The organism is Brachybacterium sp. AOP42-C2-15, assembly GCF_052377065.1.
Classification (GTDB): Bacteria; Actinomycetota; Actinomycetes; order Actinomycetales; family Dermabacteraceae; genus Brachybacterium.
Window position 1 is genome coordinate 1 of sequence record NZ_JBQSWK010000042.1, and the last position, 24,831, is coordinate 24,831.

The 24,831-nt window shown below is 69.2% G+C and carries 21 protein-coding genes and 1 tRNA gene; 5 read left to right on the forward strand and 17 right to left on the reverse strand.

Annotated elements, in window-relative coordinates:
• Positions 1–165: 165 nt before the first annotated feature.
• A complete protein-coding gene (locus tag ACT3SQ_RS16570; protein ID WP_441445557.1) occupies positions 166–864 on the reverse strand; it encodes a demethylmenaquinone methyltransferase in 699 nt (232 codons plus the stop codon).
• A gap of 128 nt (positions 865–992) precedes the next feature.
• Here ACT3SQ_RS16570 and serC point away from each other — a divergent pair, with 128 nt between their 5' ends.
• The gene (serC, locus tag ACT3SQ_RS16575) at positions 993–2,156 is read left to right on the forward strand and encodes a phosphoserine transaminase (protein ID WP_441445556.1); all 1,164 of its coding nucleotides are present in this window, start codon (positions 993–995) and stop codon (positions 2,154–2,156) included.
• A gap of 138 nt (positions 2,157–2,294) precedes the next feature.
• Here serC and ACT3SQ_RS16580 read toward each other — a convergent pair whose 3' ends face one another.
• The 12 genes from ACT3SQ_RS16580 to ACT3SQ_RS16635 form a co-directional block, all read right to left on the reverse strand.
• Complete coding sequence (locus tag ACT3SQ_RS16580; protein WP_441445555.1) at positions 2,295–2,819, reverse strand: MarR family winged helix-turn-helix transcriptional regulator; 525 nt, start codon at positions 2,817–2,819, stop codon at positions 2,295–2,297.
• A complete protein-coding gene (locus ACT3SQ_RS16585) occupies positions 2,816–4,321 on the reverse strand; it encodes an NCS2 family permease (RefSeq protein WP_441445554.1) in 1,506 nt (501 codons plus the stop codon). The genes ACT3SQ_RS16580 and ACT3SQ_RS16585 overlap by 4 nt, the downstream gene beginning before the upstream one ends.
• Positions 4,322–4,373: 52 nt before the next feature.
• Positions 4,374–5,174: a glucosamine-6-phosphate deaminase gene (gene nagB, locus ACT3SQ_RS16590; RefSeq protein WP_441445553.1), complete on the reverse strand. Its 801-nt coding sequence runs from the start codon at positions 5,172–5,174 to the stop codon at positions 4,374–4,376.
• Positions 5,175–5,409: 235 nt separating this feature from the next.
• Positions 5,410–6,783 (reverse strand): NAD(P)/FAD-dependent oxidoreductase, encoded by a 1,374-nt coding sequence (locus ACT3SQ_RS16595; protein ID WP_441445552.1) that lies wholly within the window; start codon positions 6,781–6,783, stop codon positions 5,410–5,412.
• Positions 6,784–6,871: 88 nt separating this feature from the next.
• Complete coding sequence (locus tag ACT3SQ_RS16600) at positions 6,872–7,825, reverse strand: Ppx/GppA phosphatase family protein (protein WP_441445551.1); 954 nt, start codon at positions 7,823–7,825, stop codon at positions 6,872–6,874.
• Positions 7,822–8,367, reverse strand: a complete 546-nt coding sequence (locus tag ACT3SQ_RS16605) for a DUF501 domain-containing protein (protein ID WP_441445550.1) — start codon at positions 8,365–8,367, stop codon at positions 7,822–7,824. The genes ACT3SQ_RS16600 and ACT3SQ_RS16605 overlap by 4 nt, the downstream gene beginning before the upstream one ends.
• A complete protein-coding gene (locus ACT3SQ_RS16610; RefSeq protein ID WP_441445549.1) occupies positions 8,364–9,053 on the reverse strand; it encodes a septum formation initiator family protein in 690 nt (229 codons plus the stop codon). Before ACT3SQ_RS16610 ends, ACT3SQ_RS16605 begins: the two co-directional genes overlap by 4 nt.
• Positions 9,054–9,185: 132 nt before the next feature.
• Positions 9,186–10,469 (reverse strand): phosphopyruvate hydratase, encoded by a 1,284-nt coding sequence (eno, locus tag ACT3SQ_RS16615; protein WP_441445548.1) that lies wholly within the window; start codon positions 10,467–10,469, stop codon positions 9,186–9,188.
• 66 nt (positions 10,470–10,535) lie between these two features.
• Positions 10,536–11,441 (reverse strand): MazG nucleotide pyrophosphohydrolase domain-containing protein, encoded by a 906-nt coding sequence (locus ACT3SQ_RS16620; protein WP_441445547.1) that lies wholly within the window; start codon positions 11,439–11,441, stop codon positions 10,536–10,538.
• Between the two features lie 10 nt (positions 11,442–11,451).
• Entirely contained in the window at positions 11,452–15,054 is a 3,603-nt protein-coding gene (gene mfd, locus ACT3SQ_RS16625) for a transcription-repair coupling factor (RefSeq protein WP_441445546.1), read from the reverse strand.
• Positions 15,051–15,665: an aminoacyl-tRNA hydrolase gene (gene pth / locus ACT3SQ_RS16630; RefSeq protein ID WP_441445545.1), complete on the reverse strand. Its 615-nt coding sequence runs from the start codon at positions 15,663–15,665 to the stop codon at positions 15,051–15,053. Before pth ends, mfd begins: the two co-directional genes overlap by 4 nt.
• 334 nt (positions 15,666–15,999) lie before the next feature.
• Positions 16,000–16,605 carry a 50S ribosomal protein L25/general stress protein Ctc gene (locus tag ACT3SQ_RS16635; RefSeq protein WP_441445544.1) on the reverse strand — a complete coding sequence of 202 codons (606 nt, stop codon included), beginning with the start codon at positions 16,603–16,605 and terminating at the stop codon, positions 16,000–16,002.
• Positions 16,606–16,978: 373 nt separating this feature from the next.
• Between ACT3SQ_RS16635 and ACT3SQ_RS16640 the strand changes: the two genes are divergently transcribed.
• Positions 16,979–17,557: a hypothetical protein gene (locus ACT3SQ_RS16640; protein ID WP_441445543.1), complete on the forward strand. Its 579-nt coding sequence runs from the start codon at positions 16,979–16,981 to the stop codon at positions 17,555–17,557.
• Between the two features lie 175 nt (positions 17,558–17,732).
• Here ACT3SQ_RS16640 and ACT3SQ_RS16645 read toward each other — a convergent pair whose 3' ends face one another.
• From ACT3SQ_RS16645 to ACT3SQ_RS16655, 3 genes are all read right to left on the reverse strand, one after another.
• Complete coding sequence (locus ACT3SQ_RS16645; RefSeq protein WP_441445542.1) at positions 17,733–18,713, reverse strand: ribose-phosphate diphosphokinase; 981 nt, start codon at positions 18,711–18,713, stop codon at positions 17,733–17,735.
• The gene (gene glmU, locus ACT3SQ_RS16650) at positions 18,710–20,218 is read right to left on the reverse strand and encodes a bifunctional UDP-N-acetylglucosamine diphosphorylase/glucosamine-1-phosphate N-acetyltransferase GlmU (protein ID WP_442331931.1); all 1,509 of its coding nucleotides are present in this window, start codon (positions 20,216–20,218) and stop codon (positions 18,710–18,712) included. Before glmU ends, ACT3SQ_RS16645 begins: the two co-directional genes overlap by 4 nt.
• Positions 20,219–20,279: 61 nt before the next feature.
• Positions 20,280–20,351, reverse strand: a tRNA-Gln gene (locus ACT3SQ_RS16655).
• Between the two features lie 259 nt (positions 20,352–20,610).
• Between ACT3SQ_RS16655 and ACT3SQ_RS16660 the strand changes: the two genes are divergently transcribed.
• The 3 genes from ACT3SQ_RS16660 to ACT3SQ_RS16670 all read left to right on the forward strand — a co-directional run bounded on the left by ACT3SQ_RS16660 (position 20,611) and on the right by ACT3SQ_RS16670 (position 24,003).
• Positions 20,611–21,258: a TetR/AcrR family transcriptional regulator gene (locus ACT3SQ_RS16660; protein ID WP_441445540.1), complete on the forward strand. Its 648-nt coding sequence runs from the start codon at positions 20,611–20,613 to the stop codon at positions 21,256–21,258.
• Between the two features lie 20 nt (positions 21,259–21,278).
• The gene (locus ACT3SQ_RS16665) at positions 21,279–21,815 is read left to right on the forward strand and encodes a MarR family winged helix-turn-helix transcriptional regulator (RefSeq protein WP_441445539.1); all 537 of its coding nucleotides are present in this window, start codon (positions 21,279–21,281) and stop codon (positions 21,813–21,815) included.
• Between the two features lie 304 nt (positions 21,816–22,119).
• Positions 22,120–24,003, forward strand: coding sequence for an ABC-F family ATP-binding cassette domain-containing protein (locus ACT3SQ_RS16670; RefSeq protein ID WP_441445538.1), 1,884 nt, complete (start codon positions 22,120–22,122; stop codon positions 24,001–24,003).
• Positions 24,004–24,088: 85 nt separating this feature from the next.
• On the opposite strand, the gene ACT3SQ_RS16675 is transcribed toward ACT3SQ_RS16670, so the two are convergent.
• The coding region (locus ACT3SQ_RS16675) for an HNH endonuclease signature motif containing protein (RefSeq protein ID WP_444601450.1) at positions 24,089–24,831 on the reverse strand (743 nt) is incomplete at its 5' end.

Sequence of the window (24,831 nt, forward strand, 5' to 3'; positions counted from 1 at the left end):
GCGCACCCCCGTCAAGCCAGAACGACCATTTCCGAAGTGGCCTCGACCACACACGCCTTCCGGCGGCCTTGCGATTGCCAAAAGGCCTGGTCACGGCGCTCTCTTCGCGCTGGTTCCGCGCACCGGCTCATTCCTCGGGTCCTCGAGCACGCCGGTACCCGGGACTCAGGGGTGGGGCACTACTCCTCGGTGGAGAGCGACGATGCCTCCGCTGAGGTTCCGGTACTGGGTCTGCTCGAGGCCGGCGTCGATGAACCATCGGCGCAGCAGCTCCTGGTCCGGCCATTCGAGGATGGACTCCGCGAGGTACTCGTAGGCGTCGACCGTGGTCGCGACCTTGCCCGCCACCGCCGGCAGAGCACGCAGCAGGTACTTCTCGTACACGGTGCGGAACGGCTTCCAGGTGGGAGTCGAGAACTCGCAGACGACGATCCGGCCGCCGGGCCTGACAACCCGGGCCATCTCTGACAGCGCAGTTCTCGGCTCCTGCACGTTGCGCAGCCCGAAGGAGATGACGGCGGCGTCGAAGGAGTCGGTCGCGAAGGGCAGGTGCTGGGCGTCGGCACCCACGAAGGGCACCGGGGCACCACGGCGGCGGCCCTCGGCCATCATCCCGAGGGAGAAGTCTGCTGCGACTACCCGGGCCCCCGCGCGGGCGATCGCGGTGGTCGAGGTTCCGGTGCCGGCGGCGAGGTCCATGACCACATCGCCCTGCTCTATGTCGAGCGCCTCGACCATCAGCTCACGCCACATCCCCACCTGCCCCATGGCGGCGACGTCGTTCATCAGGTCATAACGTTTGGCGATACCGTCGAACATCGTCGCGACGTCGTACGGCTGCTTCTCGAGATCGGCACGGCTCATGCTCCGATCTTCCCACGCAAGTCGTCGCTCGCGGACCGACTGCGGCCCATCCGGCATCCGCTGGAAGAATGGGGACGGGCGCCCCGCACCGTCGGCGCCCCAGGCCCGCCCTCAGGAGGAGAACCCGAATGACCGATGCCAGCTCTGCACGCTCCGCAGCCATCAGCTCCCTGTCCATCCCTCAGGAGCTGCTTCCGGCCGACGGTCGCTTCGGCTCCGGCCCGTCGCGGATCCGTGCGGCGCAGATGGAGGCGCTGCAGTCGGTCTCGCGCTCGGTGCTCGGCACCTCTCACCGCCAGGCTCCGGTCAAGGACGTGGTGGGGCGGGTGCGCTCAGGACTGTCCGAGCTGTTCGCTCTGCCGGAGGGCTATGAGGTGGTGCTCGGGAACGGCGGCTCCACCGCATTCTGGGACGTGGCCGTGTTCGAGCTGATCGAGCGTCGCTCCCAGCATCTGGTGCTCGGAGAGTTCTCGCAGAAGTTCGCCTCCGAGGCCGCGGGCGCCCCGCACCTCGAAGATCCCGAGATTCTGCGCTCCGAACCCGGGGCGCTGCCTCAGGCAGCTGCGAACCCTGATGTCGATGCCTACGCCTGGCCGCACAACGAGACCTCGACCGGTGTGATGGCGCCGGTGCAGCGTCCGGCCGGTGCGGGCCAGGACCAGCTGGTCCTGGTCGATGCGACGTCGGTGGCCGGCGCCGCCGCGGTGGACATCTCGCAGACGGATGCGTACTACTTCGCCCCGCAGAAGGCATTCGCCTCGGACGGAGGCCTGTGGCTCAGCGTCCTGTCCCCCGCCGCGATCGAGCGTGCGCAGCGCCTCGGAGCAGCGAGCGACCGGTGGACGCCGTCGTTCCTCTCGCTCACGAGCGCGATCGAGAACTCCCGCAAGAACCAGACGTTGAACACTCCCGCGGTCGCCACCCTCGTGCTGCTCGCGGAGCAGATCGAATGGATGCTGGCGCAGGGCGGTCTGGCATGGGCGGACGCCCGGACCAGGGCCACCAGCGGAATGCTCCATGAGTGGGCCGCCCGACGCGACGAGATTACGCCCTTCGTCGCGGATGCTGCTGCGCGATCGCAGGTCGTGACCACCTTGGATGTGGACGAGGCGATCGATGCCACGGCGATCACCTCAGTGCTGCGCGCACACGGTGTGGTCGACATCGAGCCGTACCGGAAGCTGGGACGCAACCAGCTGCGGATCGCGACCTTCCCCGCCGTCGGCGAGGACGACACCGCGGCGCTGATCTCCGTGCTCGATCACGTGCTGGACGCGAGCCGCGACGCCTGACGCACACCCCGCAGAACACGACGGCCGGGCCATCCCTGTGGGGTGGTCCGGCCGTCATCATGTTCGGTCGAGTTGGGGCGGGCGTACCGGGAGGGCGAGCGCAGAGGCGGGCTGCCCGGTTCTCTCCCCCGACGTCGGTCAGTGTCGGGGCGGGATGAGGATCTGCCGCAGCAGTGTGGAGGCGTCCCGCAGGCCATCCCGCTGCGCAGGGGTGGCCTCGCCGAGCCGGGCGCGGAGCCACGCATCGCGCTGCTCGCGCCCCGCGAGCACCACCTGCAGGCCCTCTTCGGTCAACGTCACCCGGACCTGCCTGCCGTCGCCGGGGTGAGCGGCCCGCTCCACGAGTCCCGCCTCCTCCAGTCGCCCCAGGATCCTGGTCATCACCGGTGGGCTGACATGTTCGAAGTCAGCGAGGGCGCCGGGGGTGGATTCGCCGGCGCGCTGCAGGTAGGCCAGCACCGAGAACTGCGGCGCGGAGACGGCATCGGAGGCGGTGTGGGAGCGCAGGATCCTGGAGGAGACCAGCAGCACCCGCTGCAGCTCGGCAGCGAGCTCCGCGACCTGGGTCGCCTCAGCTGCGTCCACCCGCCCGGACGCCTCCACGCCCTCGGCGAGAGGACGCTGAGGATCCCTCGCGTCCGCCTCGCCGATGCCGGGGCTCACAGCAGCAGGCCCTCGATCGCGCCGCGCAGGAAGTACACGACGAACATCGCAGCGATGAGGTACATCAGCCAGTGCACCTCGCGGGCCTTGCCGCGCACCACCCGGATCAGCACGTACATGACGAAGCCTGCACCCATGCCGACGGTGATGGAGTAGGCGAAGGGCATCAGGATGATGGTGAGGAACGCGGGCACCGCGACCTCGACATCAGAGAAGTCGATGTCGGTGATCTGGGTCATCATCAGGAAGCCGACCATCACCAGCGCTGGGGTGGCCGCCTCGTAGGGGACCATCGCGACCAGCGGTGAGAGGAAGGTCGAGAGCAGGAACAGCACGCCCACCACGATCGCGGCGAGGCCGGTCCTGGCTCCCTCCGCCACCCCGGAGGTCGACTCGACGAAGCTGGTGTTCGAGGACACGCCGCCCAGGCCACCGGCGATGGCGGCGGCGGAGTCGACGACCAGGATCCGCTGGGAATGCGGGATGTCCCCGTCCTCCTCCACGAGGCCTGCACCGGAGGCGACGCCGACCATCGTGCCCATGGTGTCGAAGAAGTCGGCCAGCAGCAGGGAGAAGACGATGACGGTCGCTCCGATGACACCGGCAGCGGTGATCCCGCCGATGGGGTCCACCGTGAACAGGGTCGCGAAGTCTGGCATCTGGACCGGGAACTCGGAGATCGCCGGGACGTTCATCGCCCAGCCGCCGGGGTTGCCGGCTCCGGAGCCGTCGGGGGCGGCGAAGGCGCCGAGGTGCAGCACTCGCTCGATGACCATCGAGAGCACGGTCGCGGTGATGATCGCGATCAGGATCGCTCCGGGCACCTTGCGGATCCAGAGCACGAACATCAGCAGCAGACCGGTGACGAACACGAAGGTGGGCCAGCCGGTGAGCGAGCCGTCGTTGCCCAGCTGCACCGGGGTGCCTGCGGCGGTGGTCACGAACTTCGCGTTGAACAGACCGAGGAAGGCGATGAACAGGCCGATGCCCACGGCGATGGCGGTCTTGAGGAAGGGCGGGACCGCGTCGAACACCGCTTTGCGGAAGCCGGTGAACACCAGCACGAGGATCACGACGCCCTCGAGCAGCACCATCCCCATGGCACCGCCCCAGGTCATCCCGGGCAGCGGCACCACGGAATAGGCCAGGTAGGCGTTCAGGCCCAGTCCCGCTGCGAGGGCGAGCGGGAACTTGGCCCATGCCCCCATGAAGATGCTCAGCAGACCCGCGATGAGGGCGGTGCCCGCGGCGACCGCGGGGAGGTTCGGCTCGGCGCCGCCTCCGAGGTACATGCCGGTCGAATCGGGGACGGTGCCGATGATCAACGGATTCAGCACCACGATGTAGCACATCGAGAAGAAGGTCACCAGGCCGCCACGGATCTCCCTGCTGAGCGTCGATCCACGCTCTGAGATCTTGAAGTAGCGGTCCAGTCCGGACCGGGGAGCCACGGCCGTCGAGCCGGTGGTCGAGGAGGGGGACGAGGGTTCAGCCTGCTGCATGGGACGAATCGTATCCGTCCTCGACCCTGCCGTTCCCCCCGGCCCGCCTGCGTCAGTCCTGCATCACGTCCAGGGGGTTCTCGACCTCCAGCGAACGGGCGTAGCGGTAGTCGTCCGCCAGCTGCAGCTGTGCCCCGGCGGCTTCGTCGACCACCACGACGACGTCCGGGTGGAGCTGCAGGACGGTCGCCGGCCAGCGTGAGCTGATCGCGCCCTCGACGAGCTGGGCGATGGCAGCGGCCTTGCCGGCCCCGGTCGCGATGAGCACGATCCGGCGCGCCTCGAGGATGGTGCCCAGCCCCTGGCTGAGAGCCCGCACCGGGACGTCGGCGGGCCTGTCGAAGTACCGGGAGTTGTCCGTGATGGTGGAGCGGGTCAATCCGACCACCCGGGTGCGGGAGTTCAGGGAGCTGCCGGGCTCGTTGAAGGCGATGTGCCCATTGGAGCCGATGCCCAGGATCTGCAGGTCCACTCCCCCCGCCTCAGCGATCTGGTGATCGTAGGAGACGGCCTCGGCGATCGGGTCGGCGGCTGCACCGTTCGGGGAGACGACGGCGGCATCGTCGATATCGATGTGATCGGTGAAGTTCTCGCGGATGAAGCGGTGGTAGCTCTGCTCGTGCCCCGCGGGCAGTCCCACGTACTCGTCGAGCAGGAAGGCGCGGCTGCCGGCGAAGGACAGGCCCTCCTCCCGGTGTCGACGGATCAGCTCGGTGTAGGCGGGAACCGGGGACGACCCCGTGGCCAGGCCCAGCACGGCACCGGAGGCGCTGGCCTCCTGGAGCGTGCGTGCGAAGGTGTCGGCGACGACCTGCGCGCCTGCTTCGGCGTCGGCCACGATGTGGATCTCCATACGGTCCTGCCCTTCCGTCCCGGTGCGCCTCGGGGCGCTCCTGCTGGTCTGTCCTGCGCGTTCTCAGAAGCTTCAGAGCATAGCGGCCGACGGACCCGCTCTCGGTGCGCGGCGGGGCCGACCGTCGCGACGGAGATGAAGCAGACACGACGACGCTGCCGCACACCTGGTGTGGGGCAGCGTCGTCGTGTCTGCTGGACGGGCGGGCCGGCTCAGTCCGAGTGGCCCGCTCGGCTCACTTCTTCTTGCCGGAGTTCGCGGCGTACTCGAACGCGGCGCGCGGGGTCTCGGTCTGCGGGATACCGATGATGTCGCGGCGGGAGATCAGGTTGGTAACCCAGCCTGCGACGACGGAGGCCTTGCGGCCGAAGGTCGGCATCGCGTACACGTGGTAAGAGCGGGCCATCACCCAGGCCGGCAGGCCGCGGATGTCGAGCTCCTTCTCGCCCAGCTGCAGGCGGCCGACGCCCTTGTACATGCCGAGGGTCGCCATGACGCCGAGGTTCTTGTGGTAGTAGTCCACGAGCGGACGTCCCTGCACGGAGCGCGCGATGTTGTCGGCCAGGCGCTTGGCCTGACGGACCGCGTGCTGTGCGTTGGGCGGGCAGAACTTGCCCTCGCCCGAGGCGAGATCCGGCACCGCGGCGCAGTCGCCGGCGGCGAAGACATCGTCCATCGGGCCGTCGACGCCGTTGACGCGCAGATCCGCGAGCGCCTCGAGCTTGCCCATCAGCGGGCCACGCTCGGTGACGACGGGAAGGTCGGAGACGTCGGGGTCCGAGAGTACCGGGGCGGGCTTCACGCCGGCGTTCCACACCAGCAGGTCGGTCTCGAACTCGTCGCCGTCGCTGGTCTTGATCACGCCGTTCTCGGCGGAGTTCAGGAAGGTCTCGAGCTTGACCTCGATGCCGCGCTCGCGCAGCTGGTTCAGCACGTAGGCGCGCTGGTCCTCGGTGAGCTCGGGGAAGATGAACGGCGCGCCGTCGACGAGCACGAAGCGAATGTCCGAGGCGTGCAGGTCGGGGTAGTAGCGCAGTGCGTCACGGACCATGTCCTCGGTCTCGGCGACAGCCTCGCCACCGGCGAAGCCACCACCGATGAAGGTGAAGGTGAGCAGGCGCTTGCGCACTGCCGGGTCCTTGGTGGAGGCGGCTTCTGCGAGGTTTCCGAGGATGCGGTCGCGCACGGCGGCAGCCTCTTCGACCTGCTTGAAGCCGATCGCGTTCTCTGCCAGGCCCGGGATGGGCAGCAGGCGCGGCACGGCACCGAGGCCGACGACCAGGTAGTCGTAGGCGATCTCGAGCTTCTCGCCCTCTTCCATGTCCACGACGACGGTCTTCTCGGCGCTGCGGATCGCGGAGACTGCGCCGGTGACGACCTTCGCACCGGGGAGCACCTTGCGCAGGGGCGCAAGGACGTCACGCGGGTGGATGCTGCCTGCGCCGACCTCGGGGAGGAAAGGCGCGTAGGTCATGTACGGGCGAGGGTCGACGACCGTGATCGCGACCTCCGCGCCGAGGGTCTTGCGCAGCTCGGACGCGGTCGTCAGACCGACGGAACCACCGCCGAGGATGAGGACATGGGGCTTACCGCCGAAAGTGTTGGTCATGCCCCCAGCCTAGAACCGTATGGCGTCCGAGACAAAAAGTATGAGACGAAATTGGCCATCCACGGCTCACGCAGGCGCTGAAGAGGCCTCACGGCACCGCATCGAGCAGGTCCAGGGCGATCCCATCGAGGATATCATGCTCGCTGGTGCGGGTCTCGGTGATCGCTGCGGCCGCCGCCACCCGGCTGACGATCCGGGACCAGATCAGGGCTCCGGCTCCGATCACATCGATGCGACCTGGGTGGATGACCGGTCGGAGGGAGCGCTGCTGCCTGGTCTCCCCGAGCAGGGTCCGGCAGATCGACTCGACCTGATCGATCGGCAGGCTGGCACCGTGGGTGACGTCGGGACGATAGTCCTGGATCCCGGCGGCCACGGCAGTGACGGTGGTCACTGTCCCCGCGACACCGACCAGAGCGGCGGTTCGCTGCAGCGGCACCTCGGCCTCGGCGGCGTCGAGATGAGCGTCGATGTCCGCCGTGGCGGCGGCGATCTCGGCCGCCGTGGGCGGGTCCGAGTGCAGGTGACGCTCCGTCATGCGGACCGAGCCGATGTCCATGCTGATGCGGTGGGTCGGGGTCTGTGTGCCGAGCACCAGCTCGGTGGACCCGCCGCCGATGTCGACCACCAGCCGTGGGCCGTCAGGCAGGCCCTGCACGGTGCTGACCGCGCCTCGGAAGGAGAGGGCCGCTTCTTCCTCCCCGCTGATGACCTCGGGCTCCACCCCGAGGATCTCGCGGATCCCGTCGATGAACAGGTCTCGGTTGGCGGCGTCGCGGGTCGCCGAGGTGGCGACGAAGCGGATCTCCTGACGGGTGACGGCGTGGCGATCGATGAGGATCCGATAGCGGCGTGCGGCCTCGAGAGTGCGCTCCACGGCGACGGGGTCGAACTGCCCGGTGCGGTCCACGCCGAGCCCCAGTCGCACCATCTCCAGCTGCCGCTCGAGGTCGACCATCTCACCGGATGCCTCGTCCCGGCGTGCGATCAGCAGCCGGATCGAGTTCGTGCCGCAGTCGATCGCGGCGACGGGGGCGCTCATCGCGTCTCCGCCTGTTCCGCCGGGGCATCTCCGCAGCGGCAGCGCAGCTCGCCGGCTCCGTCGATGCGCGGCAGCACGAGGTCGGCGATCGGGTTGACGCCAGGGCCCTCTGCGAGGGCCTGCCCGGCGAGCGCGTGGAAGCATTTGACGCGGGTCGGCATCCCGCCGGCGCTGACGTGGTGGACCTCCTCGGCGTCGCCGAGCTCCTCGCGACGTGCGAGGTACCGCTCATGAGCGGCGCGATATGCGCTCGAGAGAGCCTCGTCCTGTGCCAGCTGCTCGGTGAGCTCGGCCATCAGGCCGGTGGCCTCGAGCCGGGAGAGCTCGAGGGTCAGCCAGGGCAGGGTCAGGTAGAGGGAGGTCGGGAAGGGCGTCCCGTCCTCGAGGCGAGGCGCGGTGCGCACCACGGCGGGACGGCCGCAGCTGCAGCGGCGGGCGATGGAGACCACCCCGCGCATGTCCCGGCCGAGCTGCTCGCGCATGACCTCGAGGTCATCCGCGGTGGTCGGGGTCTCGTAGGGCAGAGGAGAAAGTGTTGTCACTGATCGGGATCCTGGTCGGTGGTGTCGTCGGCGGGGTCCTGCTCGGAGACGTCGTCGTCGGTCGACCCCGTCTCATCGGGGATGTCATCGGCGGTCAGGCGGCTGGAGCCTTCCACGCTCTCCCAGAGGACGGAGAACCATTCGCCCTCCTTCGCCGCCTCCTGGGCCTGCTCGGCCTCGGTGAGCGGCACGCCCTGGCCGGAGGTGTCGGTGAGCCGGTACTGGGTCTCCCCCGGCATCGCGAACAGCAGGCGCTCACGGGCGCGCGCGGCGACGTAGGCCGGGTCCTCCCAACGGGCGACCTGGGTGCGCAGATCCTCGACCTGCTGCTCCTGCTGTGAGACCTGTGCGCTCAGCTCGGAGAGCTGCTGGCGCTGGGCCACGTAGGAGTTCACCGTGGGCACGAGTGCGGCCAGGGCGACGACCACCAGGGCCACCAGCGCGAGGGTGCGCCGGGTGATGGTGATCCCCGGCCCCTCCTCCTGAGGGCTTGCCGCGCTGTTGCCGGTGGACGGGCGCGAGGCCGCGACCGGACCGCGCGAACGGGCCGGCACGGCCTTCTTGGACGCCGTGCGCGAGGTGGTGGCAGCAGGACGAGAGGAGGTCCGCGCGCTGGGTCGCCGGCCTCCGGACGCAGCGACCGGGCGCCTCGTCGATCGCGGGGCGCCCGGTCGTCTGCTGGTCATGGCTCGAGGTTACAACCTCGAGCTGAGGACTCAGGCCATTTGCTGCCTGCCTGAATCCCTACGTCTCATTGCTCGCTCAGGCGGTGTACTGAATGCCTGAGCTCCTACCGCTCGTTCCTCGCAGTACGTCGCTCAGGAGGTGAAACGCGGGAACGCGGAGGCGCCAGCGTAGCGCGCTGCCTCGCCCAGCTCCTCCTCGATGCGCAGCAGCTGGTTGTACTTGGCCACGCGCTCCCCACGGGCGGGGGCGCCCGACTTGATCTGGCCGCAGTTGGTGGCCACAGCGAGATCGGCGATCGTGGTGTCCTCGGTCTCACCGGAGCGGTGGGACATCATCGCGGTGAAGCCAGCGCGGTGCGCGAGGTCCACTGCGTCGAGGGTCTCGGACAGCGAGCCGATCTGGTTGACCTTCACCAGCAGCGCATTTGCGGAGCCCTCGGTGATACCGCGGGAGAGGCGCTCGGGGTTGGTGACGAAGAGGTCGTCGCCGACGAGCTGGGTCTTGGCACCGAGACGATCGGTCATGGCCTTCCAGCCCTCCCAGTCGTCCTCATCCAGCGGGTCCTCGATGGAGACCAGCGGGTATGCGTCGACCAGCTCGGCGTAGTACTCGACCATCTCGGCGGCAGTCTTCTGCGCGCCTTCGAAGGTGTAGGAGCCGTCCTTGTAGAACTCGGAGGCGGCGACGTCGAGCGCGAGCGCGACCTCGGTGCCGACCTCGAAGCCCGCCTTGCCGATGGCCTCGACGATCAGGTCGAGAGCGGCGCGGTTGGAGTCGAGGTTCGGCGCGAAGCCGCCCTCGTCGCCCAGGCCCGTGGCCAGCCCGCGCTCCTTGAGGACGGACTTCAGTGCGTGGTACACCTCGGCGCCGACGCGCATCGCCTCGGAGAAGGTCTCCGCGCCGATCGGCGCGATCATGAACTCCTGGATGTCGACGTTGGAGTCCGCGTGCGAGCCGCCGTTGAGGATGTTCATCATCGGCACCGGCAGGATGTGGGCGTTCGGGCCGCCGACGTACTGGTACAGCGGGATGCCGGCGGAGTCCGCGGCAGCGCGAGCGACGGCGAGCGAGACGCCGAGGATGGCGTTGGCGCCGACGGTGCCCTTGTTCTTGGTGCCGTCGAGCTCGAGCATCGCGGCGTCGATCGCACGCTGCTCCTGGACATCCATGCCCAGGATCTTCGGCTGGATATCGGCGACCACTGCGGCGACGGCGTCCAGGACGCCCTTGCCCAGGTAGCGGGACTTGTCGCCGTCACGACGCTCGACGGCCTCGAAAGCACCGGTGGAGGCGCCGGAGGGGACCGCGGCGCGGGCGAACGTTCCGTCATCGAGCAGGATCTCCACCTCGACGGTGGGGTTTCCTCGGGAGTCGAGGATCTCGCGGGCGTGCAGGGCATCGATCAGGGCTGCCATGGGCTGTTCCTTCCGTCGGGTGATGTTCCGTCACGTCCGGTCGGCGCTGACCGTCCATCAGACAGTCTAGGCCGTGCCTCCCGCATCCCGCTCCCGAGTGCCCTCGGTTGCGCTCCGGGACGATTCCTCCTCCGCGGCGAGCTGCGTCCGGGTCCTGGTGAGCAGGGCGCGCAGCGCCGTCTCCGGGTCATCGTCGCGGGACTCGGCGACTGCCACCAGGTCCAGCAGCGCTCGCGCGAGATCTGCTCCCCAGCTGCCGGCGTCCTCTGCCGCCGCGGCCTGATCGGCGGCGGCCAGGAGCTCTTCGAGGCGGCCCTCGGAACGGGCCCGGTGCACCACCTTCGCGGCGGACTGCAGAGCAGGCAGCTGCGCGGGGATGCCGTCGAACCAGCCCTTGCGTCGGTGCCCGCGCTCGGCGTTCTCTGCGGCTTTCACCGCGTGCCACTGGGCGATGATCTGGTCGACGTCCTCGGGATCCCGGAGCGCCTGCTCACGCATGGCTCCGAACACGTGGGGGTTGCGCCGCTCCATCTTCGCGACGAAAGCACGAGCCACGTCATCAACATCCCACGAGGGATCCCCCTCCTGCCCGACCCGGGCGTGGAAGAGGATCTGGAACAGCAGGTCGCCGAGCTCGTCAGCGAGCGCCCCAGGGCCGTGGGCGGCGGGGTCGTCGATCACCTCGAGGACTTCGTGGGTCTCCTCCAGGAGATATCGGGCCAGCGAGGCATGGGTCTGCTGGTGCGTCCAGGCGTCCCCGTCGGGCGCTCGCAGCGCGTCCATCACTGCGACCGCCCGCAGCAGCGCCCCGCCACGGGGGTCCGGGGCGGCGGGCTCGGGCGCCGAAGTCGCAGGCTCGAGCGTCGAGGTCGCAGGCTCGGGCACGGCCGCGAGTTCGAGCTCAAGCTCAAGCTCGAGCTCAGACTCGGGCGCGGGCTGTTCGGGAACGGAGGGCCGCTGAGGTCGGTTCACAGGCGCGAGGCTACTTCGCCGGGGCTCGGGACGTGATCTCCTCCGCCGCTGCCGGGACCAGCGTGCGCAGGATCTCGCGCGCCCAGTCCAGCAGCTCATGGTCCCGCAGCTCGGTGCCACCGAAACGAGAGGTCGTCGGTCTGGGCACCAGCACCTGCCGGGTCGCGGGCTTGAGCAAGGTGCCCGGATAGAGCCGCTTCATGCGCATCGCGGCGGAGTCGAGCACCTCGAGGTGCGCGAAGCGGATCATCTTGCCCTGTGCCTGGACCTCGTCGACGCCGGCCGCGCGGGCATCGATCCGGAACCGGGCGACATCCAGCAGCACCTCCACGGAGGCTGGCAGCGCGCCATAGCGATCGGAGAGCTCGGCACGGATCTGGTCGATCTCCGCCATCTCACGCACCGCGGAGAGCTTCGAGTACGCCTCGAGACGCAGCCGCTCGGAGCCGATGTAGTCGTGCGGGATGTGGGCGTCCAGCGGGAGCTCCACTCGGATCTCCTTCTCGGGCGCCTTGCCCTCGCCGCGGAAGGCGGCCACGGCCTCCCCCACCATCCGCACGTACAGGTCGAAGCCGACCCCGGCGATGTGGCCGGACTGCTCCCCGCCCAGCAGGTTGCCGGCGCCGCGGATCTCGAGGTCCTTCATCGCCACCTTCATGCCGGCACCGAGATCGGTGTTCGTGGCCAGAGTGGTCAGGCGATCGTGCGCGAGCTCGGTGAGCGGCTTGGTCGCGTTGTAGAGGAAGTACGAGTAGGCGCGCTCGCTCGAGCGCCCCACCCGGCCGCGCAGCTGGTGCAGCTGGGAGAGGCCGAACTTGTCGGCGTGCTCGACGATCAGGGTGTTGGCGTTGGCGATGTCCAGCCCGGTCTCGACGATGGTGGTGCACACCAGCACATCGAAATCCCGTTCCCAGAAGTCGACGATCACGCGTTCGAGCTGGTGCTCGTTCATCTTGCCGTGGGCGACCTGCACCCGGGCATCGGGCACCAGCTCCCGGAGGTGGGCGGCGACCCGATCGATGTCCTCGACCCGGTTGTGGATGTAGAACACCTGCCCCTCGCGCAGCAGCTCACGACGGATCGCGGCGGTGACCTGCTTGTCCTCCTGCGCGCCGACGTAGGTCAGCACCGGGTGACGCTCCTCGGGCGGGGTGGCGAGGATCGAGAGCTCGCGGATGCCGGTGACGGCCATCTCAAGGGTGCGCGGGATCGGCGTGGCGGACATGGACAGCACGTCCACGTTCGTGCGCATCGCCTTGAGGGTCTCCTTGTGCTCGACGCCGAAGCGCTGCTCCTCGTCGATGATCAGCAGACCCAGGTCCTTGAATCGCACGTTACCGGTGAGCAGACGGTGGGTGCCGATGACGACGTCGACGGTACCGTCGGCGACGCCTTCGATCGTGGCTTTGGAATCCGCGGGATTCTGGAAGCGGGAGAGACCTCGCACCGTCACGGGGAATCCGGTGTAGCGCTCGGTGAAGGTGTCCAGATGCTGCTGGGCGAGCAGGGTGGTGGGCGCGAGGATCGCCACCTGCTTGCCATCCTGCACCGCCTTGAACGCGGCACGCACCGCGATCTCCGTCTTGCCGTAGCCCACGTCGCCGAGGATCAGTCGATCCATCGGCACCGACTTCTCCATATCGCGCTTCACATCGTCGATGGTGGAGAGCTGATCGGGCGTCTCGACGAACTCGAAGGAATCCTCGAGCTCCCGCTGCCAGGGCGTGTCCGGTCCGAAATCGTGGCCGGGCGCGGACTGCCGTGCCGAGTACAGCCGCACCAGCTCGTCGGCGATCTCGCGGATCGCCCGTCGGGCCTTCGACTTCGTCTTGGCCCAGTCCGCGCCACCCATGCGGTTGACGCTGGGATCCTCGCCGCCGACGTACTTGGTGACCTGGTCGAGCTGGTCGCTGGGGACGTAGAGCCGGTCACCGGGCTGGCCCTTCTTCGAGGGCGCATATTCGATGACCAGGTACTCGCGAGTGGTGCGCTTGGCCCCGGTGCCGACGGTGCGGCTGGTCATCTCCACGAACCTGCCCACCCCGTGATGAGCATGGACCACGTGGTCCCCGGGACGGAGCTGGAGCGGGTCCACGACGTTGCGGCGGCGCGAGGGCATCTTCCGCTCCTCGCCGCGCCGCGCTCCCGATTTGCCGGTGAGGTCGCGCTCGGAGGTGAGCACGAGCCGGAGCTCCTCGTCGATGAGACCTTCGACGAAGGGGCCGACGGTGACCACGGCCTCGCCCGGGGCGACAGGCGCCTCGAGCGCGGCGGAATAAACTGCGGGAAGCCCCTCGCCGCGCAGGTTCTCCGCGACGTGGCGGGCACCGCCGGGGCCGACCATGGTGGAGATGACCGTCCAGCCCTCGAGGCGTCGACGCTCGAGGTCCTTCGCGGCGTCCCCTGGCTTGCCGGAGTAGCCGGGGTGGGTGGTGGAGGCGGTGGTGACGTCGACGTCCGTATCGAGCCCGAAGGCGGCGAGGGTGAACCAGGGGCGCCCGCCCTCGCGGGCGTGGCCCTTGGCCTCGGACAGCGGCACGAAGCTCGCCGCACCTACGTCGATCGGCAGGCCGCCACCGGCGGCGGCGCTGGACCAGGCCGCGGCGAGGAACTCATCCGTGGTGGCGACCAGCTCGTCGGCCCGGGCTCGCGCCTTCTCGGGATCCAGGATGAGGAACCGAGCCCCGGCGGGGAGCACGTCGGCGACCTGCTCCATCTCCCCCACCAGCACCGGGCTGAGGGACTCCATGCCGTCCGCGGCGATGCCGTCCGCGATCCTCAGCAGCAGATCCCGCACACCAGGCAGCTCCTCGGCGCGGGCACGGGCACGCTCCCTCACCGCAGGGGTCAGCAGGATCTCGCGGCAGGGCGGGGCGTCGAGCCCCCGCGGCGCGGGATCCAGGGACCGCTGATCGGCGATGGAGAAGTAGCGGACGTCGTCGATCTCGTCGCCGAAGAGGTCCACGCGGACCGGATGCGGTTCAGTGGGCGGGAAGACATCCAGGATGCCGCCGCGCACGGCGAACTCCCCGCGCTTCTCGACCATGTCCACACGCACATAGGCGGCGTCGACGAGATCCCGTTCCAGATCTTCGAGCGGGTAGGTCTCCCCCACGGCGGCGCGCACCGGCCGCAGATCGCCCAGTCCGGTGGCGATCGGCTGCAGCAGGGAGCGCACCGGCATCAGCAGCACGCGGACCGGGATCTCGGTCTCGGGGTGCGCGATGCGTCGCAGGGTGGCCAGTCGCTTGGCGACCGTATCCGCGCGGGGGGAGAGCCGCTCATGCGGCAGGGTCTCCCAGGCTGGCAGCTCGGCCAGGTGCTCGGTGCCGACCAGGGCCGTCAGCGCCGCCCGCATGTCTTCGGTGGCCCGGGTGGTGGCGGTGACCACGACCAGGGGCTGTTCGGCGCTCGCCTGCCGCGCGAGATCGGCGACCAGGAAGGGGAACAGCCCGGTGGCGGCGACGATGCTCCCGCCTTCGCCGCTCTCGGTGCCCGCGGCGATCAGCTCGCGGACTGCCGTGAGGTCGCGCCCGGCGGCGAGCTGGTCCAGGAGCGGTCGCAGCGGAGGCTGCTGGGTGGTCTGGACGGGGGCGGTGGTCTGGGCGGTCATCGGACCTCTCGGGAGTGGAAGCGCTGCTGGGCGGCGGTGAGGCCCTCGAGGATCACGGACTCGACCGCGTCGGCCGCATCGGTGATCAGCAGCTCGAGGGTCTTTCGCTCGGTGGAGCTGAAGGGGGCGAGCACATGGTCGGCGGTGTCGCGGTTGCCGGGCGGCCTGCCGACGCCGACCCGCACCCGCAGGTAGTCCTTGGTGCCCAGGGCCTTGGTGATGTCGCGCAGGCCGTTGTGACCGCCCTCCCCGCCGCCGCGCTTGAGGCGGAGCGCGTCGAAGGGGATGTCGACCTCGTCGTGCACCACGACCACCTGCTCGGGCGCGATGTCGTAATAGGCGGCCAGCGCCTTGACCGGCCCGCCGGAGACATTCATGTAGGAGGTGGTCTTGGCGAGGATGACCCGCTCGTCAGCGCCGGGGAGGCCGAGCCGTCCCTCGAGGACCACCGCCTGGGCCCGACGGGCCGCGGTGAATCGACCGCCGCCGGCGTCCGCGATGTGGTCGAGGACCATCTGGCCGACGTTGTGCCGGGTCGCGGCATACTTCGGGCCCGGATTGCCGAGGCCCACCACCAGATAGGGGCCTGGCCGGCGTTCGCTGGCGGTCATGGGCTGCTCCTTGCTGCTGCTCGATGCTGCGTGCTGCCGCTCGCTGCTGCGTCGTACGGTCCGCTGCTGTCGGCATATCTCGTCGGGATCGGCGCTCAATGCTGCCCGCCGATCTCCGCCCGACCTGGGACGGTCCCGACTTGCGACGGGATCAGCACCGGAAAGGCTCGAGGCGGGGCGGGCTCGACTCGAGACAGGCTCGAAGCGACGCAGAGCGCACAACCCCGGACACAGTACCGGGGCGCCGCGCACAGCGCGACGCCCCGGTCCATGGGGTGTGAGCAACGGAGCGGGGCGACAGCGGCACTGAGCCCGCTGTCTCCGCTCCGGGAGGTCACTTCTCCTCGGCGGACTCTTCCGAGGCCGCGGCCTGGCCCTCGGACTCCTCGTCGGACTCCTCTTCGACGCGCGGGAGCTGCACGGAGGCGACCAGGATCTCGGCGTCGGTGACCAGCTCGGCATCGCCGGGCAGGGTGACGTCGCCGGCGAACAGCTGGTAGCCGTCCTCGGTGCCCTCGACCGAGACCTCGACCTCCTGCGGGACGTTCAGCGCGTCGACCAGGAGGGTGAGGGTCTGCAGGTCGACGAATGCAGCGGCGGGCGCGACGGGCTCGCCGACGAGGATGACCGGGATCTCGACCTCGACCTTCTCGCCCTTGCGGACGGTGATCAGGTCGAGGTGGTTCAGGGTGCGCTTGAGCGGGTGGCGCTGGATCTCCTTGATCAGCGCGAGGTGCGTGGTGCCATCCGTGAGCTGGAGCTCGAGCAGCGCGTTGGGGTTACGGGCGGCCAGGGCGGTGGCGTGACCGGGCAGCGAGAGGTGGAGGGGGGCCTCGCCGTGGCCGTACAGGACGGCGGGGACCAGGCTCTGGGTGCGCAGGCGGCGGGCGGCGCCCTTGCCGAAGTCCTCGCGCAGTTCGACGTTCAGCTTCTCAGCCATGGGGGTGCTCCTCGTAGATGCGTTGGCTCGACGATGAGCGACGCCACGAGGCACAGGGAGCGGGCTCCCGGTACTCCGCACCGCGTCGATCACGGAGGGGCCGCAGCCCGCTCCCTCGCCGAAGTGACCTGGTGACAATAGCACGCGCGAAGGCGCCGCACTCCGAGGACGTGAGGGGCGCCGCATCGGGCGCCGCGGCGCCCTGCGCACTCCCCCGCCCGAAGCGCCAGGGACCTACGTCCCTGCAGGTCACAGCATCTTCTTCGCGACCAAGGTCCCTGCGACGGAGCCGATCTCGAGAATACGGTGCTCTTAGTCCCTGTCACACCACCACGACCCGTTCCCCCGGTGTCGTCGACCGAAAGGCTCTCCCGTGACTGCCACCGCCGTTCCCTCCGCCTCGTCCGTCCCCTCCGCCACCACTGCTGCCGCGACTCACTCCACCCTCACCGGCGCCGAGAAGAGCGGGTGGGGCTACACGGTGCTCGGCGTCACGCGCCTCATGGTCGGATTCACCTTCCTGTGGGCGTTCCTCGACAAGACCTTCGGGCTGGGCTTCGCCACCCCCACCGAGAACTCCTGGCTGAACGGCGGGTCTCCCACCACCGGGTTCCTCGGCGGCTCGATCGCCGGAGGAAACCCCTTCGCACAGGTCTGGGAGTTCTTCCTCTCGATCAACCCGCTCACGGACGTGCTGTTCATGGTCGGTCTGCTCGGCATCGGCGTGGCTCTGATGCTCGGCATCGGCACCCGGGTGGCGGCGGTGTCCGCCGCGGCGATGTACACGCTGATGTATCTGGCGGCCTTCCCCATCGCCACGAACCCGCTCTACGACGATCACCTGCTGATGGCCGTGATCGTGATCGCTATGGCCGGCCTCGCCGCAGGCGACCACGTGGGCTTCGGGAAGTCCTGGAACCGGCTCGTGAAGGGCAATCGCTTCCTCATCTGAGCTGACCGCCGCTGACCGCCGCTGACCGCCGAGCGCAGCCCCGGTGCGCGTCCGACGAAATAGAGAACGACCCCGTCTCCCTGCAGGGGGGACGGGGTCGCTCTCTTGTGCCCGGGTGCGCCGGGCTCGCCGGGCTCGCCGGGTGCGCCGGGTGCGCCGGGTGCGCCGGGTGCGGTCAGACTTCGCCGTCGAAGAGGCTGGTGACCGAGCCCTCGTCGAAGACGGCTCGGATCGCTCGTGCCAGCAACGGTGCGATCGACAGCTGGGTGAGGCGGTCGAACTGCTTCTCAGGGGGCACCGGCAGGGTGTTGGTGCAGACGATCTCCCGCACGGAGCTGTTCTTCAGCCGCTCGGTGGCGGGATCGGAGAGGATCGCGTGGGTGGTCGCGATGACCACGGAAGACGCTCCGCCTGCCAGCAGGGCGTCGGACGCCTGGACGATGGTGCCCGCCGTGTCGATCATGTCGTCGACCAGGATGCAGGTCTTGCCCTCGACGTCACCGATCACGCGCTTGGCCACAGCCTGGTTGGGCCGGTTGATGTCGCGGGACTTGTGGACGAAGGCGAGGTTCACACCGCCGAGCCGCTTGGCCCACTGCTCCGCCACCCGGATCCGACCAGCATCCGGCGAGACCACGGCGATGTCTTCTTCGCCGTACTTCTCCTGGATGTACTCGGCGAGGATCGGCAGCGCCATCAGGTGATCGACCGGGCGGTTGAAGTAGCCCTGCACCTGAGGGGCGTGCAGGTCCACGGAGATCATGCGGTCCACGCCGGCGGTCTCGTACATGTCCGCCATCAGGCGCGCCGAGATCGGCTCACGACCGCGGTGCTTCTTGTCCTGGCGTGCGTACGGGAAGCTCGGTGCGATCGCGGTGATCCGCTTGGCCGATGCGCGCTTGAGCGCATCGATCATGATCAGGTGCTCCATCACCCAGGTGTTGATCGGCGCGGGGTGGGACTGCAGCACGAAGACGTCGGTGCCGCGCACGGACTCGCCGTAGCGCACGTAGATCTCCCCGTTGGCGAAGTCCCAGGCGTCCATCGGCAAGACCTCGACGCCGAGCTCGGCGGCGACCTCCTGCGCGAGGACGGGGTGTGCCCGTCCGGATGCGAGGACCAGTCGCTTCTCTCCGGGGGTGACGATTCCGCTCATCGCTGCTCGTGCTCCTTGTGCTCATCGGCGGCAGTTCCTGCAGGCGTCTCGGCAGCGGACCCATCGTCAGCGCCGAGGGCAGCGCGTGCCGCGCCCTCGGCCGCGGTCCCCGCGCGGCGTCGCAGCGTCCATCCTTCCATGTTCCGCTGCGAGACCGCGCTCACGCCCAGGGCCCCGGGGGGCACGTCCTTGCGAACCGTGGTGCCGGCGCCGGTGGCCGCTCCGTCCCCGATGACGACGGGGGCCACGAGCACGTTGTGGGAGCCGACGCGCACGTGCTTGCCGATCGTGGTGCGGTGCTTGTTCACGCCGTCGTAGTTGGCGAAGATCGTGCCGGCGCCGATGTTGGTTCCCTCCCCGATCTCGGCGTCGCCGACGTAGCTGAGGTGGGGCACCTTCGCGCCATCGCCGATCTTCGCGTTCTTGGTCTCGACGAATCCGCCGATCTTGCCCTTCGCCCCGAGGTCGGTCCCAGCGCGCAGGTAGGAGAACGGACCCACCGTCGCTCCCGCGCCGATCACTGCCAGCAGCGCGTGGGAGCGGACCACCTCGGCACCCGGCCCCACCTCGGTGTCACGCAGCGTGGTGTCCGGTCCGATCACGGCTTCCTCGCCGATGTCGCTCGCACCGTGGAGCTGGACTCCGGGCAGGATGATCGCGTCCTGGCCGATGGAGACATCGGAGTCGATCCAGGTGGTGGCGGGATCCACGATCGTGACGCCGGCGCGCATATGCCGCTCGAGCGTGCGGCGGTTCATCTCCGCGCCGAGCTGGGCGAGCTGGACCTTGTCGTTGACGCCCTCGACCATCATCACGTCCTCGGTGACGACGGCCCGCACGGAGCGGCCGTCCGCCTGCGCGATGGCGAGCACGTCGGTGAGGTACATCTCGCCCTGCGCATTGTCGGTGCCGATGCGTCCGAGCGCGTCACGCAGCACGGCGAGATCGAAGGCGTAGATCCCGGAGTTGATCTCGTCGATCGCGCGCTGCGCGTCGTCGGCGTCCTTGTGCTCGACGATGCCGAGGACCTCGGTGCCGTCCTCGCTGCGCAGGATGCGGCCGTAACCGGTGGGGTCGGGGACGCGGGCGCTGAGCACGGTGGCCGCAGCCCCGGCGCCTTCATGCGCGGCGACCAGGTCGCGCAGGGTCGCCGGATCGAGCAGCGGCACGTCGCCGTAGGTGACCAGCACGGTGCCCTCCGCGGCGGTGACCTGCTCGAGGCCGCACTGGACGGCGCGCCCGGTGCCGGGGATCTCGTCCTGATCGGCGACGGACACCTCGGAGGCGTGCTCCGCGAGGTGCTCGGCGACGCGATCACGCTCGTGACGGAGCACGACCACCAGCTCGCCGGGGCTCGTGCCCTCAGCGGCGGTCACGGCGTGCACCAGCAGAGATCTGCCCCCGATCTCGTGAAGGACCTTGGGCTTTCGGGACTTCATTCGGGTCCCGGCACCGGCGGCCAGAACTATCACGGCGGCGGGGGCAGTGGTCTCAGCGATTCCCACGTCTGCGGCTCCTCGGGATCGACGGGTGAGGTCTGCGGCACCGCCGCAGGGGCGGTGAGCGTTCCGCCATCAGGACTCGAACCTGAAATTTCAGAACCAAAATCTGAGGTGTTGCCGATTACACCATGGCGGATCGCGTCCAGCAGGGCCTGGCGACGAGCCGGCTCCTCAGGGATCCGGAACGGGCACCCAGCGCCACGGACGCGGCCTGATCCTATCGTCCGTGGCGCCCCTCCCGGACCTCGTCGAGTCCATCGGTGGCACAGGTCGCTCTACCGCCTGCGCCGCTCGGCGACCTGCCGAGCGCGACGTCGTGACGTGCCGAATGCGGTATCGCGCCGTGCCGAGTGCGGTATCGCGGCGTGCCGAGAGGGGTGTGGAAGACTCCGACCATGGCGGAGAACGGGGCAGCCCGCGGTCGATCGACCCGGATGACGGGCAAGGAGCGGCGCGAGCAGCTGGTGGCGGTGGGCCGGCAGCTGTTCGCCGAGAAGGGCTTCGACATGACCACGGTCGAGGAGATCGCGGCCCGTGCCAAGGTCTCCAAGCCCATCGTGTACGAGCACTTCGGAGGCAAGGAAGGGCTGTACGCGGTGGTCGTGGACCGCGAGGTCTCCACGCTGCTGGGGGACCTGGAGAGCTCCCTCCAGAATCAGCGGGAGCACCCCCGGGTGCTGATGGAGCGTGCCGCGCTGGCGTTCCTCGCCTACATCGACGAGAACGAGGACGGCTTCCGCATCCTCGTGCGGGACTCCCCCGTCAGCCACACCCTCGGCACCTTCTCCTCCCTGCTGACAGATGTGGCCGGACGCGTCGAGGAGATCCTCGCCGCCCAGCTCACCCTCCATTCGTATCCGCCTCGAGACGCTGCCCTGTACGCGCAGATGCTGGTGGGGATGGTCGCGTACACCGGTCAGTGGTGGCTCGAGACCCGCGAGCCCCAGAAGGAGATCGTCGCGGCACGCATGGTCAATCTGTCCTGGTACGGACTCAGCGCCCTGCAGAAGACCCCGGCTCTGCGCGGCGACACCCACAGCTGAGCGGCACCTAGACTCGGCTCATGCCCCCTATGCCTGAGGACGCCGACGCATGCCGCCACGACGAGGTCGACCGCATCGTCGAAGGCTGGCAGAGGGCACGCGCCGATCTGGACGTCGCACCGCTGGCGGTGTTCTCCCGCATCTCCCGACTCTCGAGGTATCTCGAGGTCGCCCGCCGCAGTGCCTTCACGGACGCGGGCCTCGAGGGATGGGAGTTCGACATGCTCTCCGCGCTGCGCCGCAGCGGCGAGGATGCCCTCTCCCCCGGCGCACTCATGCACGAGACGCTGGTGACCAGCGGCACCATGACGACCCGGATCGACAAGCTGGTCGCACGGGATCTGGTGAGCAAGAACCGCAGCCCGCACGACGGCCGCGCGGTCGAGGTGAGGCTGCGAGCCGATGGCGTCGCCCGGGTCGATGCGGCGATGGAGCGGCTGCTGGACGCGGAGCAGGAGCTGCTCGAGCCGCTCGCCCCCGACGGACGCTCCAGCCTCGCCGACACCCTGCGCTCTCTGCTGCTGACCTTCGAGTCGGAGACGCCCCGCTCAATGTGAGGGCTTCCCGTGCGGTGGCCGTCGACTCTCTCGTCGCCTCCATCAGCACCGCCGCCACCAGCACCGCCGCCACCAGAGTCGTCGACCGGTCCCGAGGCCCTCGGCCGCAATCAGCGCCGCTGACCGCTCCCAGAGCCGTTCACCGCCATCAGGAATTGTGAGCTGCACGATTCTTCGACAGTCCAGGGTCGCCTGAAGCGCCCGAGCACGCGACCGTTGAGGATGTCTGGCCGTTCGCCCCGCCGCCCCGTCTCCCCGCCATTCCGCCACGACCCACCGACACCACTCTTGAGGACTTCATCGCATGGCTCATCTGCTCGGCACCCAATCCCTGCACGTCGCGCTGCCCGACCGCGTGCTGCTGGATGACATCACCGTCGGGATCGACGAGGGCGACCGGATCGGGGTGGTGGGGCGCAATGGTGATGGCAAGTCCACCCTGCTGCGGCTGTTGGCGCGTTTCAGGGAGCCCGACGAGGGCCGGGTCACCGTGCGCGGCGGGGTCCGGGTCGGTGTGCTGAGCCAGCAGGACGAGGCGACAGCCGAGACCAGCGTGCATGAGCGCGTGCTCGGCGATCGACCGGACTACGAGTGGGCCTCGGATCCGCGGATCCGCGATGTGCTCGAAGGACTGCTCGGGGGCATCGACCTGGATGCTCCGCTGACCGATCTCTCCGGCGGCCAGCTGCGGCGCGTCCACCTGGCAGAGCTGCTCGTGGGCGACTGGGACGTGCTCCTGCTCGATGAGCCCACCAACCATCTCGACGTCGAGGGGATCTCCTGGCTCGCGGAGCATCTGCGCCGACGCTGGAGCCCGAAGGATGGCGGGCTGGTGGTGATCACGCACGACCGCTGGTTCCTCGACGCGGTGTGCACCCGGATGTGGGAGGTGCACGACGGGATCGTCGAGCCCTTCGAGGGCGGCTACGCGGCCTATGTGCTGCAGCGCGTCGAGCGGGACCGGCAGGCGGCGACCATCGAGTCGAAGCGGCAGAACCTGATGCGCAAGGAGCTGGCCTGGCTGCGCCGGGGTGCACCTGCCCGGACCGCGAAGCCGAAGTTCCGCATCGATGCCGCCAATGAGCTGATCGCCGGGGAGCCGCCGGTGCGGGACACCGTCGAGCTGACCCAGCTGGCGACCTCGCGGCTGGGCCGCGACGTGATCGATGTGCTCGATGTCGACGCCGGTTATGACGATCTCACCGTGCTGCGCGATGTCACCCTGCATATCGGGCCAGCGGATCGCATCGGCGTGCTGGGCCCCAACGGGGCCGGCAAGTCCACGCTGCTCGCACTGATCACCGGGGACCTCGAGCCGCAGGCGGGCCGGGTCAAGCGGGGCAAGACGGTGACTGTCTGCCAGGTGTCGCAGCGGCTCGAGGGGCTCGAGGAGCATCTGAACTCCAGGGTCAGCGATGTGGTGGCGAAGTACCGCACCACCTTCCGGGCAGGGAAGGACGAGGTCTCCCCCGGACAGCTGCTGGAGCGTCTCGGCTTCACGACGGCGCATCAGAAGGTTCTGGTGGGAGCACTCTCCGGTGGGCAGCAGCGACGCCTGAACCTGCTGTTCACCCTCCTTGAGGAGCCCAATGTGCTCGTGCTCGACGAGCCGACGAACGACATGGACACCGACATGCTCGCTGCCATGGAGGATCTGCTGGACACCTGGCCCGGGCCGCTGATCGTCGTCTCCCACGACCGGTACCTGCTGGAGCGGGTCACCGATATCCAGTACGCGGTGCTCGACGGTGCGGTGAGGCATGTGCCGGGCGGCGTCGAGCAGTACCTCGCGCTGCGGGCAGAGGGCCTGCGTGAGGATGCGGCATCTGGTGGGTCCTCGTCGGCGAAGGGCGCGGCTGGACGCTCTGCGGGAGCGAAGGCTGCGGGGTCGAAATCTGCGGGAGCGAAGTCAGCGGGTGGCTCCGCTGGCGCTGGCGGCGGCGCGTCCGAGTCCGCATCGAATGTGTCGGGGGCGCAGGCTCATACGGCGCAGAAGGAGCTCGGTGCGATCGAGCGGAGGATGAAGAAGCTCGACAAGCAGACGACGTCGCTGCATTCCACACTCGCGGCGCACGACCAGTCCGACTATGTCGGGCTGCAGAAGATCACCGATGAGCTGCGCGCTGTCGAGGCGGAGATCGAGGAGCTCGAGGAGCGCTGGCTGGAGCTGTCCGAGCTGCTCGAGTGAGGGCGGTCCGGAATCCCTGGAGGCCTCGTGCAGGGACTCCTTACAGGCCGTCGATTTACTGGCTGTCGAGTTGCCAGCTGTCGAGCTACCAGCTGTCGATGATGTCGAGGTGCGGAGTGAAGATGTAGTCGGTGCGCCCCTGGAGGAGCCAGTGCCGATTGCGTCGGGCATTGCGAAATCTCGGATGCGGATCGGTGAGATCGAGAGCCCTGCGCTCCACTCGTGCGAAGGCTCGATGGAACGAAGCATTGGGATCCTCTGGACCACCCGGGGGAACGCCCGCGATCGGGTCGCGCCGTTCTTCGTCGGCGCCGGGATGTACTGCGGAGACCGTGTCATCGTCGGGCGCGCCGCTTTCGGGGTCTGACGCATCTCTCATCTGTCGTGCTGACTCGTCCAGGAGTCTGAGCCCGGTGCCGAGGGGGTCGAAGTTGATGCCCCGTCGCCTGGCCTTCTGTCCGTATCGGCTTGTCCACTCGACAGTGCGTCTGACGCCGTTCTCGTCGGTGATGACCCGGGCTCTCTCGCCGGATTCTTCCTTCTGGTTGTCGCCGACGCACACGCCGTTGCCGTTGAGAAGAGAGGTGGGGCCTCCCTGCGACCAGGGAACGATGTGATCGTTCTGCCGGATGTTCGCGTCGCAGTAGGGCGCGCGACAGGTCTGGTGACCCAGGCGAAGGAATCGGGCGAGGGCGGGCGGGAACTCACGGGAGACGGAATCGACGGCGACGAGCTGCCCGTCCTCTGGGTCGAGGTAGAGCCGACGGAGGGCCATGGTCAGATCGGGGTCGTCCACATCTGACGTCGCCGCATCGAGCATCTCCTGGC

What these genes read in the sequence shown, in the direction of transcription:
- ACT3SQ_RS16570 (WP_441445557.1), bottom strand. Translation starts at nt 864, where the DNA reads ATGAGCCGTGCCGATCTCGAGAAGCAGCCGTACGACGTCGCGACGATG.
- serC (WP_441445556.1), top strand. Translation starts at nt 993, where the DNA reads ATGACCGATGCCAGCTCTGCACGCTCCGCAGCCATCAGCTCCCTGTCC.
- ACT3SQ_RS16585 (WP_441445554.1), bottom strand. Translation starts at nt 4,321, where the DNA reads ATGCAGCAGGCTGAACCCTCGTCCCCCTCCTCGACCACCGGCTCGACG.
- nagB (WP_441445553.1), bottom strand. Translation starts at nt 5,174, where the DNA reads ATGGAGATCCACATCGTGGCCGACGCCGAAGCAGGCGCGCAGGTCGTC.
- ACT3SQ_RS16595 (WP_441445552.1), bottom strand. Translation starts at nt 6,783, where the DNA reads ATGACCAACACTTTCGGCGGTAAGCCCCATGTCCTCATCCTCGGCGGT.
- ACT3SQ_RS16600 (WP_441445551.1), bottom strand. Translation starts at nt 7,825, where the DNA reads ATGAGCGCCCCCGTCGCCGCGATCGACTGCGGCACGAACTCGATCCGG.
- ACT3SQ_RS16610 (WP_441445549.1), bottom strand. Translation starts at nt 9,053, where the DNA reads ATGACCAGCAGACGACCGGGCGCCCCGCGATCGACGAGGCGCCCGGTC.
- eno (WP_441445548.1), bottom strand. Translation starts at nt 10,469, where the DNA reads ATGGCAGCCCTGATCGATGCCCTGCACGCCCGCGAGATCCTCGACTCC.
- mfd (WP_441445546.1), bottom strand. Translation starts at nt 15,054, where the DNA reads ATGACCGCCCAGACCACCGCCCCCGTCCAGACCACCCAGCAGCCTCCG.
- pth (WP_441445545.1), bottom strand. Translation starts at nt 15,665, where the DNA reads ATGACCGCCAGCGAACGCCGGCCAGGCCCCTATCTGGTGGTGGGCCTC.
- ACT3SQ_RS16635 (WP_441445544.1), bottom strand. Translation starts at nt 16,605, where the DNA reads ATGGCTGAGAAGCTGAACGTCGAACTGCGCGAGGACTTCGGCAAGGGC.
- ACT3SQ_RS16645 (WP_441445542.1), bottom strand. Translation starts at nt 18,713, where the DNA reads ATGAGCGGAATCGTCACCCCCGGAGAGAAGCGACTGGTCCTCGCATCC.
- ACT3SQ_RS16660 (WP_441445540.1), top strand. Translation starts at nt 20,611, where the DNA reads ATGGCGGAGAACGGGGCAGCCCGCGGTCGATCGACCCGGATGACGGGC.
- ACT3SQ_RS16665 (WP_441445539.1), top strand. Translation starts at nt 21,279, where the DNA reads ATGCCCCCTATGCCTGAGGACGCCGACGCATGCCGCCACGACGAGGTC.
- ACT3SQ_RS16670 (WP_441445538.1), top strand. Translation starts at nt 22,120, where the DNA reads ATGGCTCATCTGCTCGGCACCCAATCCCTGCACGTCGCGCTGCCCGAC.